17 protein-coding genes are annotated in these 15513 nt (G+C 69.9%); 9 read left to right on the top strand and 8 right to left on the bottom strand.

Annotated elements, in window-relative coordinates; all coding sequences use genetic code 11:
* Nucleotides 1-33: 33 nt before the first annotated feature.
* On the bottom strand, nucleotides 34-354 hold the full coding sequence (locus ACQG07_RS11960) for a hypothetical protein (protein ID WP_426738402.1): 321 nt from the start codon (nucleotides 352-354) through the stop codon (nucleotides 34-36).
* Between the two features lie 69 nt (nucleotides 355-423).
* Here ACQG07_RS11960 and ACQG07_RS11955 point away from each other — a divergent pair, with 69 nt between their 5' ends.
* The 3 genes from ACQG07_RS11955 to ACQG07_RS11945 all read left to right on the top strand — a co-directional run bounded on the left by ACQG07_RS11955 (nucleotide 424) and on the right by ACQG07_RS11945 (nucleotide 4266).
* The gene (locus ACQG07_RS11955; protein WP_426738401.1) at nucleotides 424-1695 is read left to right on the top strand and encodes a DUF222 domain-containing protein; all 1272 of its coding nucleotides are present in this window, start codon (nucleotides 424-426) and stop codon (nucleotides 1693-1695) included.
* Between the two features lie 433 nt (nucleotides 1696-2128).
* Nucleotides 2129-3016: an NAD(P)-dependent oxidoreductase gene (locus ACQG07_RS11950; protein ID WP_426738400.1), complete on the top strand. Its 888-nt coding sequence runs from the start codon at nucleotides 2129-2131 to the stop codon at nucleotides 3014-3016.
* The gene (locus ACQG07_RS11945; protein ID WP_426738399.1) at nucleotides 3013-4266 is read left to right on the top strand and encodes a four-carbon acid sugar kinase family protein; all 1254 of its coding nucleotides are present in this window, start codon (nucleotides 3013-3015) and stop codon (nucleotides 4264-4266) included. The genes ACQG07_RS11950 and ACQG07_RS11945 overlap by 4 nt, the downstream gene beginning before the upstream one ends.
* On the opposite strand, the gene ACQG07_RS11940 is transcribed toward ACQG07_RS11945, so the two are convergent.
* Nucleotides 4263-4634, bottom strand: coding sequence for a winged helix-turn-helix transcriptional regulator (locus ACQG07_RS11940; protein WP_064294176.1), 372 nt, complete (start codon nucleotides 4632-4634; stop codon nucleotides 4263-4265). The two genes, ACQG07_RS11945 and ACQG07_RS11940, sit on opposite strands and share 4 nt — an antisense overlap.
* Nucleotides 4635-4750: 116 nt before the next feature.
* Between ACQG07_RS11940 and ACQG07_RS11935 the strand changes: the two genes are divergently transcribed.
* From ACQG07_RS11935 to ACQG07_RS11915, 5 genes are all read left to right on the top strand, one after another.
* The gene (locus ACQG07_RS11935) at nucleotides 4751-5608 is read left to right on the top strand and encodes an SDR family oxidoreductase (RefSeq protein ID WP_426738398.1); all 858 of its coding nucleotides are present in this window, start codon (nucleotides 4751-4753) and stop codon (nucleotides 5606-5608) included.
* Nucleotides 5609-5820: 212 nt separating this feature from the next.
* Nucleotides 5821-7524 carry an amidohydrolase gene (locus tag ACQG07_RS11930; protein WP_426738397.1) on the top strand — a complete coding sequence of 568 codons (1704 nt, stop codon included), beginning with the start codon at nucleotides 5821-5823 and terminating at the stop codon, nucleotides 7522-7524.
* A 1-nt stretch (nucleotide 7525) separates the two neighbouring features.
* Nucleotides 7526-8419 (top strand): ABC transporter substrate-binding protein, encoded by an 894-nt coding sequence (locus tag ACQG07_RS11925; RefSeq protein WP_192018789.1) that lies wholly within the window; start codon nucleotides 7526-7528, stop codon nucleotides 8417-8419.
* 2 nt (nucleotides 8420-8421) lie between these two features.
* Nucleotides 8422-9393, top strand: coding sequence for an amino acid ABC transporter permease (locus tag ACQG07_RS11920; protein ID WP_079705041.1), 972 nt, complete (start codon nucleotides 8422-8424; stop codon nucleotides 9391-9393).
* Nucleotides 9390-10166, top strand: a complete 777-nt coding sequence (locus ACQG07_RS11915) for an amino acid ABC transporter ATP-binding protein (protein WP_274598595.1) — start codon at nucleotides 9390-9392, stop codon at nucleotides 10164-10166. The genes ACQG07_RS11920 and ACQG07_RS11915 overlap by 4 nt, the downstream gene beginning before the upstream one ends.
* A 75-nt stretch (nucleotides 10167-10241) precedes the next feature.
* On the opposite strand, the gene ACQG07_RS11910 is transcribed toward ACQG07_RS11915, so the two are convergent.
* The 6 genes from ACQG07_RS11910 to ACQG07_RS11885 form a co-directional block, all read right to left on the bottom strand.
* The gene (locus ACQG07_RS11910; protein ID WP_064294172.1) at nucleotides 10242-10460 is read right to left on the bottom strand and encodes a hypothetical protein; all 219 of its coding nucleotides are present in this window, start codon (nucleotides 10458-10460) and stop codon (nucleotides 10242-10244) included.
* 151 nt (nucleotides 10461-10611) lie between these two features.
* Nucleotides 10612-11235, bottom strand: a complete 624-nt coding sequence (locus ACQG07_RS11905; protein ID WP_426738396.1) for a hypothetical protein — start codon at nucleotides 11233-11235, stop codon at nucleotides 10612-10614.
* Nucleotides 11232-11837, bottom strand: coding sequence for a DUF6286 domain-containing protein (locus tag ACQG07_RS11900; RefSeq protein WP_137242342.1), 606 nt, complete (start codon nucleotides 11835-11837; stop codon nucleotides 11232-11234). The genes ACQG07_RS11905 and ACQG07_RS11900 overlap by 4 nt, the downstream gene beginning before the upstream one ends.
* Nucleotides 11834-12247 carry a hypothetical protein gene (locus ACQG07_RS11895; protein WP_124768637.1) on the bottom strand — a complete coding sequence of 138 codons (414 nt, stop codon included), beginning with the start codon at nucleotides 12245-12247 and terminating at the stop codon, nucleotides 11834-11836. The genes ACQG07_RS11900 and ACQG07_RS11895 overlap by 4 nt, the downstream gene beginning before the upstream one ends.
* Nucleotides 12244-12435 carry a DUF2273 domain-containing protein gene (locus ACQG07_RS11890; RefSeq protein ID WP_056008790.1) on the bottom strand — a complete coding sequence of 64 codons (192 nt, stop codon included), beginning with the start codon at nucleotides 12433-12435 and terminating at the stop codon, nucleotides 12244-12246. Before ACQG07_RS11890 ends, ACQG07_RS11895 begins: the two co-directional genes overlap by 4 nt.
* The gene (locus tag ACQG07_RS11885; RefSeq protein ID WP_079001390.1) at nucleotides 12432-12890 is read right to left on the bottom strand and encodes an Asp23/Gls24 family envelope stress response protein; all 459 of its coding nucleotides are present in this window, start codon (nucleotides 12888-12890) and stop codon (nucleotides 12432-12434) included. Before ACQG07_RS11885 ends, ACQG07_RS11890 begins: the two co-directional genes overlap by 4 nt.
* 241 nt (nucleotides 12891-13131) lie before the next feature.
* Here ACQG07_RS11885 and purL point away from each other — a divergent pair, with 241 nt between their 5' ends.
* Entirely contained in the window at nucleotides 13132-15465 is a 2334-nt protein-coding gene (gene purL / locus ACQG07_RS11880) for a phosphoribosylformylglycinamidine synthase subunit PurL (RefSeq protein WP_079705037.1), read from the top strand.
* Nucleotides 15466-15513 lie beyond the last annotated feature (48 nt).

Here is a 15513-nt window from a genome sequence, read left to right as displayed (position 1 = left end):
TGTCGAAGGGCACTCGTCGGCACCTCGACACGCTCAGTGACCGGAAGAGGTGCACGCGGATTCCTTCCGGACCCAGAGCAACCCCCTCCGGTCCCTGAGCTTGTCGAAGGGCCCACGGGAGAACCCCGCGAACCCGACATACCTCCTCCGCTCCCTGAGCTTGTCGAAGGGCACACGGGAGAACCCCGCGAACCCGACATGCCTCCTCCGCTCCCTGAGCCTGTCGAAGGGCCCACGGGAGAACCCCGCGAGTCCGGCATGCCTCCTCCGGTCCCTGAGCTTGTCGAAGGGCACACGGGAGAACCCCGCGAATCCGGCATGCCTCCTCCGCTCCCTGAGCCTGTCGAAGGGCACTCGAGGACATTTCCACAACCGGGCCGACTCAGCATCTGGAATGTCAGTGGTCCATGATGGACTTGTTCCATGACCGAGACCACCGCCTCCGCAGTTCGAGCTGGCGACGAGTGCGCCGCGCGCCTCGCGGAGTTCTCGGACCATTACGCGGACATCCAGCGGCGTCGCGCCAGCCTGGACGCCGAGGAGGCTCGGCTGCTTGCTCGGTCTGCCGCCTACGCGGACGCCTTCGCAGACGTCACGGTCCCGGCGATCTTCCCGCCCGCGGAACGGCAGGCGCTCTCGCGCCGCTCCACCTGCGCAGCCCTCGCGATGGCGACCCGAACGCCCGAGCGGACCGTGCAGCGGGCGACGAACGACGCCGAGCGCCTCGTGAACGACGCGCCCGCCGTGCTCGCCTCGCTCGAGGCCGGCCGTATCTCGGCGCGGCACGCACAGACGATCATCGACCAACTCACTGACGTGCCGACCGCGGGGCGGCCGGTGTTCCTCGCTGAGGTCCTGCCGGTCGCGGAAGAGTCCACCAACGCGAACCTCCGCAAGCGCGCCCGCACGCTCCGCGAGCGACTCCACCCCGAGTCCATCACCGCACGCGCTCGGCGGCCGGAGGCCGACCGCCGCGTCGAGTTCGAGCCCGCCGCCGACGGCATGGCGTGGGTGCACCTCTTCACGACGGCACCGATCGCGCAGGGCATCGCGGAGCGCGTCGAGGCGGCCGCGGCGGAGTCACGCAACGCCGGCGACACTCGCACCTGCGCTCAGCTGCAGGCAGATGCCCTCGCGGCGCTCGCGCTCACCGGGGTGACCCCGGAAGATGTGATGACGAGCCCGGTCCTGCCGCACCCGATCGAGGTCCAGGAGCACATCAAGCCCACCGTGCAGATCACCGTCCCGGCGCTCAGCATGGCAGGTGCCAGCGACGCCCCGGCCACGCTCGACGGGTACGGTCCGATCGATCCGGAAACCGCTGCACGTATCGCGGTGAACGCACCAAGCTTCACCAGGATCCTCGTCCAACCGGAAACGGGTGCGGTGCTCTCCGTTGGGCGGAACCAGTACCGGGTTCCGGCCGATCTGCAACGCGCGGTGCGGTTGCGGGACGGCACCTGTCGGGCACCTGGGTGCGGGCGGCGCGCCAGGGCCTGCGACCTCGATCATTCGGTCGCCTGGGAAGACGGCGGGACGACGGATGTCGGTAACCTCGCCTGTCTCTGCCGACATCACCACCGGATGAAGCACCTGCCCGGCTGGAACCTCGACCACGGGCCCGGCGGGGTCCTCGAGTGGACGACACCCGACGGGAAGCAGTATCGGACGAAACCCGATCCCGCGCCGTTCTGACCCCCGCCGGCACCTGCGCCTGTCGATGGGTTCTTCGTGGGCACTTCGACAGGCTCAGTGACCGGGAGAGGTGTACCCAGAACCGATTCGGTACCCGAGCCTGTCGACGGGGTCCTCGTGGGCACTTCGACAAGCTCAGCGACCGGGCTGGACTGTGCTCACACGCTTTCGGTCCCTGAGCCTGTCGAAGGGCAGTCGAGCCGCGCCACCTCGGTCACCGGGCCGGGGCCCCCGAATCACCCTCGATCGCTGAGCTGCGCGCACGGGGCCCGTCGACGTGTCAAAGGATCCTCGGGGGGCATTTCGACAAGCTCAATGGCCGGAAGGAGCCGCGTACCCCGTGTCGACGGGCAGCCGGGCGTCCACCACCGGGCGCTTGCCCGCGTCGACACCGGCAGCTACGATTGGTCCAACCAATCCACCGGAGGACGCCATGGCATCGACGCCACAGCCCGCACACACCATCACCTTCGTCGGCATCGGCGCGATCGGCCTGCCGATGGCCACCCAGCTCGCCGCGGCCGGCCACCGGGTAACGGGCGTCGACCCCTTCCCCGCCGCACGGGAACGCGCGGCCGACGCCGGCATCAGCGCGGTCGAGTCGATCACCGAGGCGCCGCAGGCCGACACCGTCGTGGTCATGGTCGCGACGCCCGACCAGCTCGCCGAACTCGTCACCCTCGCCCTCGCCGACACCGATCCCGCCGGCCAGACCTGGATCATCATGAGCACCGTCGGCCCCGCCTCGGTCGTCGAGCAGGCCGCCCGTCTCGAAGCCGCGGGCGCAGCGGTCGTCGACGCACCGGTCACCGGCGGCGTGGCACGCGCCAGCACCGGCGAGCTCACCATGTTCGTATCCGGATCCCCCGCCGCCACCGCGGCCGCAGCGGAGCCGCTCGCCGCCCTCGGCACAGCCAGGATCGTCGGCGAAGCCATCGGCGACGGCCAGGCGATCAAGGTCGTCAACCAGCACCTCTGCGCCGTGCACATCGCCGCTGCCGCCGAGGCCCTCGCCCTCGCATCCTCGCTCGGGCTCGACCCGGCGGCCGTCCTCCCCCTCGTCGAGTCCGGTGCGGCCGCGTCCTGGATGCTGTCGGATCGCGGACCTCGCATGCTGCAGGACACCGATGCCCCGGTGATGAGCCGCGTCGAAATCTTCGTCAAGGACACCGGCCTCGTCGCCGATGCGGCGAGCGCCGCCGGAGCCGCGACCCCCGTCCTCGACGCGGCGCGCGAACGCTTCCTCGCCGCTGCGGCGTCCGGCCTCGGCGCACGCGACGACTCCCGCGTGATCGAGACCTACCAGGAGCCCCACGCATGAAGACCCTCATCCTCGACGACGACCCCACCGGCACGCAGTCGGCCTCCGGCGTCGACGTCCTGCTGGAGTGGGACGCCGACCTCATCGAGCAGGCCCTCGGCGGAGCCGACGCGGTCTACCTGCTCACCAACACCCGCGCCGTCCGGGAGGACGAGGCCGTCGCGCTCCTGGAACGTACCCACGAGCAGGCGGCGGAGGCCGGCCGTCGTCTCGGAGAACGCATCCACATCGTCCTCCGAGGCGACTCGACCCTGCGCGGGCATGTGTTCCCCGAGACCGCCGTCTTCACCGGGGACCGCAGCGTCATCGTGTTCGTCCCGGCCTTCCCGGAGGGCGGGCGCACGACGATCGACGGCACCCACTACGTCCGGATCGGTGACGAGACACTGCCGGCCCACGAGACGGAGTACGCCCAGGACCCCGTGTTCCCGTTCCGCTCGGGACACCTGCCGGACTACGTGCGCGAGCAGTCCGGGCGGGAGACCGCCCACTTCGGTCTGGCGGGTCTTCGCGACGGCGCCGCCGAGTTCCGTGCAGCTCTCCGTGACGCCGCTCCCGGAACGGTGCTCCTTCCGGACGCGGAGACGGGAGACGACGTCCGGATCATCGCGCAGGCCATCACGGCGGCCTGGGCCGACGGAGCCGACGTGGTCGTCCGGTCCGCGTCCCCCCTCGCTGCGGCCATCGCGGGCGTCGAGAGCGACGGCCTCCTCCCCTCGCCGCTCGTCGCGAAGCCGGTCGCCGCGCTCCTCGTCTGCGGCTCCCACACCATCGGTGCGACGCGACAGCTTGCGCCCGTCGAGGCGGCGTTCGGCCCCGCCGAGATCGTCCCCACGAGCGACGCCCTCCAGGATGCCGCCGCCACCGGACGGGCCGTGGCGGACGCCGCTCGAGCGCGACTCACCGCGACGGGGTTCGCCGCGATCTCGTCCGAGCGGGAACGAGACGCCTCGCACAACACGCTCGACCACGGCGAGCGGGTGATGATCGCGCTGACGTCGGCGACCGCCGCGCTCCGACGATCGGTGGAGGTCGTCGTGTCGAAGGGCGGCATCACCTCCGCCGAGGTCGCCCGGGTCGGACTCGGCGCCAGGCGCGCACGCGTCCTCGGGCAGGTACTGCCCGGGGTCTCGGTGTGGAGCGTGGTGACACCCGAGGACGAGGAGAAGCTCTACGTGGTCGTCCCGGGGAACGTCGGCGACCCATCGACGCTCGTGGACGTCCTTGCGGCACTCGGCCGGACCGCCTAGCGTCCGAGGATCTCCGACGCGTTGTGGTCGATCCACGCCATCAAGGGCATCAGGTGCTCGTTGAGGTCGCGACCGCGGTCACTCAGGCTGTACTCGACGCGAGGCGGGATCTCGGGGTGCGCGACGCGGACGACGAGGCCGTCCTCCTCGAGCGTGCGGAGCGTCTGGGCCAGCATCTTCTCGCTGATGCCCTGGACCACCCGTCGCAGCTCACCCCAGCGATGGGTGCCGTCGGACAGCGCCAGGAGGACGAGGACGCCCCACTTGCTGGTCACGTGGTCGAGCACCGTGCGCGAGGGGCAGGCGGCAGGCAGGATGCCGTCGGTGAATCCGGGGCGTCTTCCCAGCTGCGTGTCTACGCTCGTCATGACTCATTCCTTACTTATTGGACAGTAGCTTACCTCAAAGTGGGTACTGCAGATCGGGAAGTAATGTGATCGGAAGCGGGTTCCTCCTCAGCGAACCCCATCGAAAGGACCCTCACATGTCTCTCGTCGTCACCGGAGCCACCGGCCAGCTCGGCCACCTCGTCGTCGAGCACCTGCTCGCCCGCGGCACCGACCCCGCCACCATCGTCGCCACCGGCCGCCGGACCGAGGCGCTCGCCGATCTCGCTGCGCAGGGCGTCCGCACCGCGAAGGTCGACTTCGCCGACCCGGCCACCCTCGACGCCGCCCTCGAGGCCGGCGACACGGTCCTGCTCGTCTCCAGCAGCGAGGTCGGCCAGCGCGTCGCCCAGCACGCCGCGGTCATCGACGCCGCCAAGCGCGTCGGCGTCGCCCGCCTCGTCTACACGAGCGCGCTCCGGGCCGACACCTCCCCGCTGATCCTCGCCCCCGAGCACAAGGCGACCGAGGAGCTCATCCACGCGTCCGGCCTCCCCTTCACCATCCTCCGCAATGGCTGGTACACCGAGAACTACGGCCAGTCCGTCGACCAGGCCAAGGCGACCGGATCGTTCGTCGGGAGCGTCGGCGACGGTCTCGTGTCGAGCGCGTCGCGTACCGACTACGCGGAGGCGGCCGCCGTCGTCCTCACCACCGACGGCCACGAGGGCAAGGCTTACGAGCTCGCCGGCGACGTCGCGTGGTCGCACAACGAGCTGGCGCAGGCGATCGGCGAGGTCGTCGGCCGCGAGGTCGCGTACCAGGACCTCTCCCCCGAGGACCACCTGACGGCCCTGCTGGCCGCCGGTCTCGATGAGGGCACCGCGGGATTCGTCGTCGCCCTCGACGGCAACACCCGTGACGGGCTCCTCGCCGACACGAGCGGCGACCTCGGTCGGCTGATCGGGCGTCCGACCACGCCCCTGATCGAAGGACTGCGCACGCTCGTCGCCTGAGCCGCGTCACACCTCCTGCAATCAGCCGGGCCCGGAGCACATGCTCCGGGCCCGTTCGCGTGCACTGACGCCACGGCTGGAGGAATCCGTTGCAGAAACGCGATCCGACGCACGAATCCGTCACCTCGATCCGGGTTATGCTCTCGATACCGCTAGCGCGCCGAGGATGACGCGCCGGCCAGACGGCACCACCGACGCTTCGAGCAGGTGATATGACGAGCAACGCGGACACGGTCTTCACCGGAGGCACCGTCTTCCGGAACGCCCTGCTCACGCCGCAGACCGGTGCCGTCGCCGTCTCCGACGGCCGGATCGTCGCCCTCGACGCCGACGCGCGCGCGGCGATCGGTCCCGACACCGAGATCGTGGACCTCCGAGGCGGTCTCCTGCTCCCCGGCTTCGTCGACGCGCACGTCCACCCCGTCGAGGCCGGACTCGAACAGCTCGCGTGCGACCTGTCGGCCGAGCGCACACCCGAGGGGTACCTCGCCACGATCGCCGCCTACGCCGAGGCCCACCCCGAGCGCCCGTGGGTCGTCGGCGGCGGCTGGCAACAGGCCGCCTTCCCCGGCGGCACCCCGCTCGCCGCTGACCTCGACCGGGTGGTGCCGGACCGCCCCGTCTTCCTCCAGAACCGCGACCACCACGGCGCCTGGGTGAACACCGCGGCACTCCGTCTCGCCGGCATCGACCACACCACACCGGACCCCGCTGACGGCCGGATCGAGCGGGACGCGGACGGCACCCCGAACGGCATGCTCCACGAGGGTGCCCGCTCGCTCGTGTCCCGGTTCGTCCCCGTCGACACCGATGAGGACGTCGCGGCCGCCCTCATCGCAGCTCAGCAGACCCTCCACGGCTTCGGCGTCACCGGCTGGCAGGATGCGATCGTCGGCGACTACGGCAGTCACACCGACACGAGCGACGCCTACCTGCAGGCGATGGCGGACGGGTCACTCACCAGCGACGTCGTGGGGGCGCTCTGGTGGGACCGGGATCGTGGACTCGAGCAGATCGACGAACTCATCGCACGCCGCGACGCGATCGCACGCCGCGCCGCAGCCCTCGGGACGACGACCGGGCGCTTCACGGCGGGCACCGTCAAGATCATGCAGGACGGCATCCCCGAGAACCGGACCGCCGCGATGATCGACCCCTACCTCCGCACCTGCCACTGCGGTGACACCGCGCCCGAGCGCGGCATCTCCTTCCTGGAGCCCGCGATCCTCGTCGAAGCGGTCACGAGGCTCGACGCCGCCGGATTCCAGGTCCACTTCCACGCGATCGGCGACCGGGCGGTCCGCGAGTGCCTCGACGCCCTCGAGGCCGCGCGGGAGCGCAACGGCGAGACCGACAACCGGCACCACATCGCGCACGTGCAGATCGTCCACCCCGACGACCTGCCGCGGTTCGCCCGACTCGGCGTCACGATGAACATGCAGGCGCTCTGGGCCACGTGGGAGCCCCAGATGGTCGAGCTGAACCTGCCCCTGCTCGGCGAGGATCGCGCCTCCTGGCAGTATCCGTTCGGCGATGCGGCACGACTCGGCACCCTGCTCTGCGCCGGATCGGACTGGCCCGTCACGACCCCCGACCCGTGGCAGGCCCTGCATGTGGCGGTCAACCGGACGCTCCCGGCCGACGATCCCGACCACCACCCCGAACCGCTCAACCCGGGACAGTCGCTGACGCTCGGGGCGGCGATCGCCGCGTACACGCACGGGTCCAACCGGATCGACCACCGCGACGACACCGGAGTGATCGAGGTCGGCGCCGTCGCAGACCTCGTCCTCGTCGATCGCGACCCGTTCGCCGGCCCCACCACCGAGATCGCGCACACCAGGACCGTCGGGACCTGGATCGCCGGACGCCGCGTCTTCACCTCCACCACCACATCAACCGAGCAAGGAACCTGACATGAAGAACCGATACCTGCTCCCGGCCGCACTCACGGCCGCCGCCGCGCTGCTGCTCACCGGCTGCGTCAACAACGAGGTCGCCACACCCGACGCCACCGGCTCAGCTGCCGCGGTGACCGTCGACAAGGCCGCCGAGGCACTGCTCCCCGACGACATCCGTCAAGCCGGCAAGCTCATCCTCGGCACCGACGCGACCTACGCGCCCAACGAGTTCAAGGACGCGAACGGCGACCCGATCGGTTGGGAGATCGAGCTCGCCGACGCGATGGCCGGCAAGCTCGGCCTCACCACCGACTACCAGGTTGCGAAGTTCGACAACATCATCCCGAGCATCACCGGTGGCAAGTACGACGTCGGGCTGTCGTCCTTCTTCGACACCAAGGAGCGTCAGCAGCAGGTCGACATGGTCGACTACTTCACGGCCGGGATCCAGTGGGCGACCCTCGCGGGCAAGTCCGTCGACCCCGACAACGCCTGTGGGCTGAAGGTCGCCGTCCAGAACGGCACGACGGAGGCCCTCGACGACGTCCCCGCCAAGTCACAGGCCTGCACGGACGCCGGCAAGCCCGCGATCGAGGCCCTCGGCTACGACACGCAGGACGAGGCGACGGCAGCGGTCACGCTCGGCCGCGCCGACGCGATGACCGCCGACTCCCCGGTCGTGCAGTACGCCGTCCAGCAGAGCGACGGGAAGCTCGAACTCTCCGGTGACGTCTACTCCACGTTCCTCTACGGCATGCCGATCGCCAAGGACCGTGGCGACCTCGGCAAGGCCCTCCAGGCCGCCCTGCAGTCCCTCATGGACGACGGCACCTACGGCTCGATCCTGAGCAAGTGGGGCGTCGAGTCCGGCGCCATCGACAAGATCGACATCAACGGCGCGACGAGCTGACCGTGAGCGACTCCAGAACCACCGGAACGGCGTCCGCGCCCCCGGTGCCGTTGAAGGTCGTCAAGCTCCGCCATCCCTGGCGGAACGTGTTCGCCGTCATCATCGTGCTGTTGCTCGTCGCTTTCGTGGTCGACGCGGCGACGCGACCGGCGTACGACTGGCCGGCCGTCGGCAAGTACGTCTTCGACCGGCGGATCACCATGGCAGCGCTCATCACGCTGCAGCTGACGGTGTACTCGATGATCGGCGCCATCGTCCTCGGCGTCGTGCTCGCGATCATGCGACTGTCGCCGAACCCGGTGCTCAAGGCCATCGCATGGGGCTTCGTCTGGCTGTTCCGCGGGACGCCGGTCTACGTGCAGCTGGTCTTCTGGGGCCTGCTCGCGACGATCTATCCGACGCTCAACATCGGCCTGCCGTTCCTCCCGCCGATCGCGCAGCTGCCGACGGACGCCGCGCTGAACACGTTCTGGATCGCCGTCATCGGGCTGGCGCTCAACGAGGCCGCCTACATGTCGGAGATCGTGCGCGCCGGTCTGCTGTCGGTGGACCGCGGGCAGGAGGAGGCGTCGACGGCGCTCGGGATGAGTTGGGCGCAGACGATGCGGCGGGTCATCCTGCCGCAGTCGATGCGGATCATCATCCCGCCGACGGGCAACGAGGTGATCTCGATGCTCAAGACCACCTCGCTCGTGACGGCCGTCCCGTTCACGCAGGAGCTCTACACGAGGTCGCGGGACATCTCGTCCGAGACGTTCAACCCGATCCCGTTGCTCATCGTCGCGTCGCTCTGGTACCTGCTGTTCACCTCGATCCTGATGGTGGGTCAGTACTTCCTGGAGAAGCGGTTCGCGCGCGGGCTCACCCGGATCGACGCGGGGGCACCGGTCACGACCGAGGCCATCCAGGTCCAGGAGGCCGAGGCGCGCGCCAAGCAGAGTCCTGCCGACGGCGAGAGCGGAGAACGACGATGACGATCACGGACACGACCGACATGGTCCGCGCGGAGGGCGTGGTGAAGTCCTTCGGCTCGAATACGGTCCTCAAGGACATCTCGCTCACGGTACGACGCGGCGAGGTGATGTGCCTGGTCGGGCCGTCGGGCTCCGGCAAGTCGACCTTCCTGCGCTGCATCAACCACCTGGAGCGGGTCGACGGCGGACGGTTGCTCGTCGAGGGTGACCTCATCGGATACCGCGAGCGGGGCGACAAGCTCTACGAGTTGAAGCCCAAGGAGGCGGCGAAGCAGCGGCGCGACATCGGCATGGTGTTCCAGCGGTTCAACCTGTTCCCCCACATGACGGCGCTCGAGAACATCATCGAGGCACCCATGCAGGTGAAGGGCCAACGGCGCGCGGTCGCCGAGCAGCGCGGCCGGGAACTCCTGGACCGGGTCGGTCTGAGCGACAAGGCGGCTGCGTACCCCGGTCACCTGTCGGGCGGTCAGCAGCAGCGGGTCGCGATCGCGCGGGCCCTCGCGATGGACCCGAAGCTCATGCTGTTCGACGAGCCGACCTCGGCACTCGACCCGGAGCTGGTCGGCGAGGTCCTCGACGTCATGAAGGGACTCGCGAAGGACGGCATGACGATGATCGTCGTCACGCACGAGATGGGGTTCGCCCGGGAGGTGGCCGACTCACTCGTGTTCATGGACGGCGGCGTCGTCGTGGAGACGGGAGCACCTCGCGAGGTGCTCGCCAACCCGCAGCACGCCAGGACGCGGGCGTTCCTCTCGAAGGTGTTGTGAGCACGAACGCGGCCCGCTCCCCCAGACCTGGGCGAGCGGGCCGCGTTCCACCCGAGGACGGGCGGGCGAAGGGGCTCAGTGCAGCTTCTTCTGGACTTCCTTCTGCGCCTTCGCCGTGGCCTTCTTCGCGTTCTTCACGGCCTTCTTGCGCGCCTTCTCGACGCGAGGGTCGTTCCAGAACTCTTCTGCGGCGTGCTTGATCTCGCGGTACCGGGTGCGTCCAGCCTTCGCGCCGAGCGTGTAGGCACCGAAGGCGATGAGGCCGACGATGATGAGGAGGATCTTCTTACCCATGGTGTTGCTCCCTCTCCCACGGATCGCCGTGGGGCGTTGATGTGTCCCGATGGTTCTTCCCGCGACACTGGCATTCTGCGACGCGCGGCTGCGGATCAGCCGATTCGGACGGGGGCTTGCAATTGCGCCGGCACGTCCGGATCAGTGACGGTCACTGGAGGACGCGCTTCGGCTTGGCGGCGCGGAAGCCGCCACCGACCTCGACGAGGACGGGGAGCTCGACGCCGAGCAGGCGGTCGAGCGACTCCAGCGCCGTGCTGACGGTCTCCACCGCCGTGCGGGGCGAGACGCCGCGCCGGCAGGTGACGGCGACCTTGAGCGCCTGCGCCCGGTTCACGTCCCAGGCGGAGACGCGGACGGATGAGAACGCTTCGGTGTCGTCGAGCGCATCGCCGAGCGCGTTGGCCGCGACGTCCGTCTCGAGCACGATGTCGCCGTGCTCGACGGTCGCGCGATGCACGACGCCGGAACGGCCACGACCCTGGCGTAGGACGAACGAGATGAGCAGGGCGGCGACGAGCACCAGCAGTACGATCCCGGCGATCGGGACGAGGACCGGGGCCGTCTGTCCGGCGTCCGCGCCGGGCACAACGGCGAACGGGTTCCAGGCGAACCAGCCGTCGATCGTGTCGAGCACGGCGGCACGGTTGTCGCGCCACCAGTCGGCGACGACGGGCACGGTGACGACGGCGAGCGCCGCCGCCCCGATCACGACGAACACGAGTCCGATGAGGAGGATGAGCAGACGGTTCAGTCCGCGGTTGGTGGAGTTCACTGTCCGACCTTCCCGTTCGACGAGATGGAGGTGGTCGCCCGGAGCGACGGCTGCAGGCCGAACGCGTCGAGGTCGGCGGCGACGGCGCGGTCGACCTCGGACCGGTCGACGGGCATGCCGCTGGCGGGGGTGATCCGGATCGCGGCGCTCCGCCGGCCGACGGCCACGGAGGTGCCGTCAGGATGCGTGGCAGCCGTCGTCGAAGCGCGCTGTGCGAGGGCCGACGCGATGACCTCGTCATCGACGACCGCGAGTACGCGCCCGGTCGACAACAGATGGCGGTGACGACGCCCCGGTCCGAGCGCGATCCCGATGAGGACCACCCCGAGCAGGAGCACGAGTGCGCCCGCGACGGCGAGGATGACGGGCTGCGTCGTCGGCAGGCTGGCCGCGGCTCCCGGGATCTCACCCGGGGCGACGAGGAGCGGGCGGACGCCGATGAGGGCGAGCACCGTCTCCACGGCGATCCAGAGCGCGACGAGCACGAGCAGGACCGCGAGGAGGATCGCGGCGGTCGAGCGCGGCGAGTGCAGTTCGCGGCGAGCCAGGCGCCGGAGCACCCGCGTCGGGCCGGTGACCGGGGTCGTGGCTGTGGGGGTCATGACACGCGTCCTTCCTGGTCGATCTCGAGTCCGCTCACGCGGATGGAGACGCGCGAGACGCTCGAACCGGACAATTGCTCGACGCGAGCGGCGATGGCACCGGTGGCGGCCGAGACGCGCTCGACGATGGAGCCCCCGGAGCGCTGGAGCGCGTCGGGGGTGGCCGAGACGCGCGCCAGCGGGATCGCACGCATCGGCGAGGTGACGATGAGCGCGAGTGCGCCCCGGTCGTCGGCCAGCTCGACCTTCACGCGTCCCGCCGGGACCCCGAGCGATTCGGCCGCGATGTTCACGGCGACGTGCTCGAGGGCCTTCGCGGTGATCCGCGTCCGGCCCGGCCCGCCGTGCGGGTGCACGACGGGAGCTTCGGCGACCGAGGGGACACCCCGGTCGAGGACGGCGGTGGTCATGACGAGACGCGCTTCCCGCGGACGGCGTCGACGATCGCGTTCAGGTCGGTCTGGCCGGTGACGATGCGGGCCACGAGGGCGCCGATCCCCATCGCGACCGCGACGAACACGAACGCCCAGAACCCGAAGGCCACCCAGCTGAGTGCGAGGACGGCACCGATCAGGATGCCGGTGTTGGTGGCGGTCACTGGACTCGCGCCTCGGCGTTCTGGTCCTCGTCGTCGGACGGGATGAAGACGTCGCTGACGGTCACGTTGACCTCGGTGACCTCCATGCCGACGAACTGCTCGATCGCGCGGATGATGGAGGCGCGGACCTCGCTCGCGACGGCCTGCAGGTCGACCGGGTAGTCGGCGACGATCACGACGTCGACGGCGACCTGGGTCTCGCCGACCTCGACGCGGATGCCCTGCGACAGGTCGGAGGAGCCGATGGCGTCGCGGATGGCACCGAAGGCACGGGCTGCGCCACCACCGAGGGCGTGCACGCCGCGGACCTCGCGGGCTGCGATGCCGGCGATCTTCGCGACCACGCCGTTGTCGATGACCGTCTTGCCGTGGGTGTTCGTCTGCGTGGCGGCGTTGTTCTCGCCGACGACACCCTTCGTGACGGTGGGCTTCGGGGAGTTGGTGGTGTTCGACATGGTGTTGCCCTTCCTGGTTCGTCTCGAGCGAGCGGTTGATCGCTTCGTTGGTGATAGGACGCAACCATCGCACCGATCGTCACGGTCGATCTCGAAGCTCGTGAAGAGACCGCGAATCAGGCACCGCACCGTGACGAATCGGCGTCGACCTCCGACGCCCATCCGAGGATCTGTTCGTCGCCGCGCGCCGCTAAGATTGGTGGGTCCGGCATCCCACCACTTCCTTTGGAGTCCTGCCCTCGTGACGACCACCACCCCCACCAGCTCCGCCGTCGCCGACACCGTCGAGAACGCCGTCGCGACACCGGACCGCGAGCAGCCCTACGGCGCCCTCGGCCTGAAGGCCGACGAGTACGCGAAGATCCGCGAGATCCTCGGCCGTCGTCCCACGAGCGGCGAGCTCGCCATGTACTCGGTCATGTGGAGCGAGCACTGCTCCTACAAGTCCAGCAAGATCTACCTGCGCCAGTTCGGCCAGAAGGTCACCGACGACATGAAGAAGAACCTCATGGTCGGCATGGGCGAGAACGCCGGCGTCATCGACGTCGGCGAGGGCTGGGCCGTGACCTTCAAGGTCGAGAGCCACAACCACCCCTCCTACATCGAGCCCTTCCAGGGTGCGGCCACGGGCGTCGGCGGCATCGTCCGCGACATCATCTCGATGGGTGCCCGACCGGTCGCCATCATGGACCAGCTCCGCTTCGGCGACATCGACCACCCCGACACCGCGCGCGTCGTGCACGGTGTCACCGCCGGCATCTCCTCCTACGGCAACTGCCTGGGCCTGCCGAACATCGGCGGCGAGACCTACTTCGACAAGGTGTACCAGGGCAACCCGCTCGTCAACGCCCTGTCGGTCGGTGTCCTGCGTCACGAGGACCTCCGCCTCGCCAACGCCTCGGGCGTCGGCAACAAGATCGTCCTCTTCGGTGCCCGCACCGGTGGCGACGGCATCGGCGGCGCCTCCATCCTCGCGTCCGACTCCTTCGACGCGAACGGCCCGACGAAGCGTCCGGCCGTCCAGGTCGGCGACCCGTTCGCCGAGAAGGTGCTCATCGAGTGCTGCCTCGAGCTCTACCGCGACAGTCTCGTCGAGGGCATCCAGGACCTCGGTGCCGCCGGCATCTCCTGCGCCACGAGCGAGCTCGCAGCGAACGGCGACGGCGGCATGTTCGTCGAACTCTCGCACGTGCTGCTGCGCGATCCCTCGCTCACGCCCGAGGAGATCCTCATGTCGGAGTCGCAGGAGCGCATGATGGCCGTCGTCGAGCCGGGCAAGCTCGACGCATTCCTCGCGGTCACCGACAAGTGGGACGTCGAGACCTCCGTGCTCGGCGAGGTCACCGACACCGGTCGCCTCGTCATCAACTGGCACGGCGAGGAGATCGTCAACGTCGACCCCTCGACCGTCGCGGTCGACGGCCCGGTCTACGAGCGCCCGGTCGCCTACCCCACCTGGATCGACGCCCTGCAGGCCGACTCCGCGTCGGCCCTCCCCCGCACCGACGCCCCCGCCGAGCTGGAGCAGCAGTTCCGCTCACTCCTCGGCTCGGCGAACCTCGCCGACAAGAGCTGGATCACCAACCAGTACGACTACTACGTCATGGGCAACACGGCGCTGTCCTTCCCTGACGACGGCGGCATGATCCGCGTCGACGAGGAGTCCGGCCTCGGCTTCGCCATCGCGACCGACGCGAACGGCCGCTACTGCCAACTCGACCCGCGCCAGGGCGCGCAGCTCGCGCTCGCGGAGGCCTACCGCAACGTCGCCGTCACCGGTGCCGTCCCGGCCGCCGTCACCGACTGCCTGAACTTCGGCTCGCCGGAGAACCCCGAGGTCATGTGGCAGTTCTCGGAGGCGGTCGCCGGCCTGTCGGACGCCTGCCTCGAGCTCGGCGTGCCGGTCACCGGCGGCAACGTGTCGTTCTACAACCAGACGGGCGACGTCCCGATCTTCCCGACGCCCGTCGTCGGCGTCCTCGGCGTGATCGACGACGTCGCGCGTCGCATCCCGAGCGGATGGCAGGACGAGGGCGACAACCTCTACCTCCTCGGCACCACGTCACTCGAGCTCGACGGCTCCGCCTGGGCCGGGACGATCCACGACCACCTCGGTGGCCTGCCGCCGAAGGTCGACCTCGCCGGTGAGAAGACGCTGGCCGAGCTGCTGCACGCCGCTGCCAAGGAGGGCCTCGTGTCCTCCGCCCACGACCTCTCCGACGGTGGTCTCGCTCAGGCGCTCGCGGAGAGCGTCATGCGCTTCGGTGTCGGTGCCCGGGTCTTCCTCGGTGAGCTGCTCAGCCGCGACGGCGTCGACCTCACGACCGCGCTCTTCTCCGAGTCGACCGGTCGCGTCATCGTGTCCGTGCCGCGCGAGGACGACGTCAAGTTCCAGGGCCTGTGCGAGGGCCGCGGCTACCCGGTGCTGCGCATCGGCGTGACCGACGCCTCCGCCGTGGGCGACGCGACGGAGCCCGCCCTCGAGATCCAGGACGTCCTGACCATCCCGGTCTCCGAACTGCGCCGCGTCTCCAAAAGCGTCCTCCCGGAGCGGTTCGGTCCGGTCATCGGCTGAGCGACCCGCCTGCACACAGCCCCTGCGCCCGACGGTGTGGGGGCTGTG

The organism is Plantibacter sp. 2H11-2, assembly GCF_050031945.1.
Classification (GTDB): domain Bacteria; phylum Actinomycetota; class Actinomycetes; order Actinomycetales; family Microbacteriaceae; genus Plantibacter; species Plantibacter auratus.
Note: the sequence above shows the minus strand (reverse complement) of the source record. Positions and strands in the feature narration are given on the sequence as shown.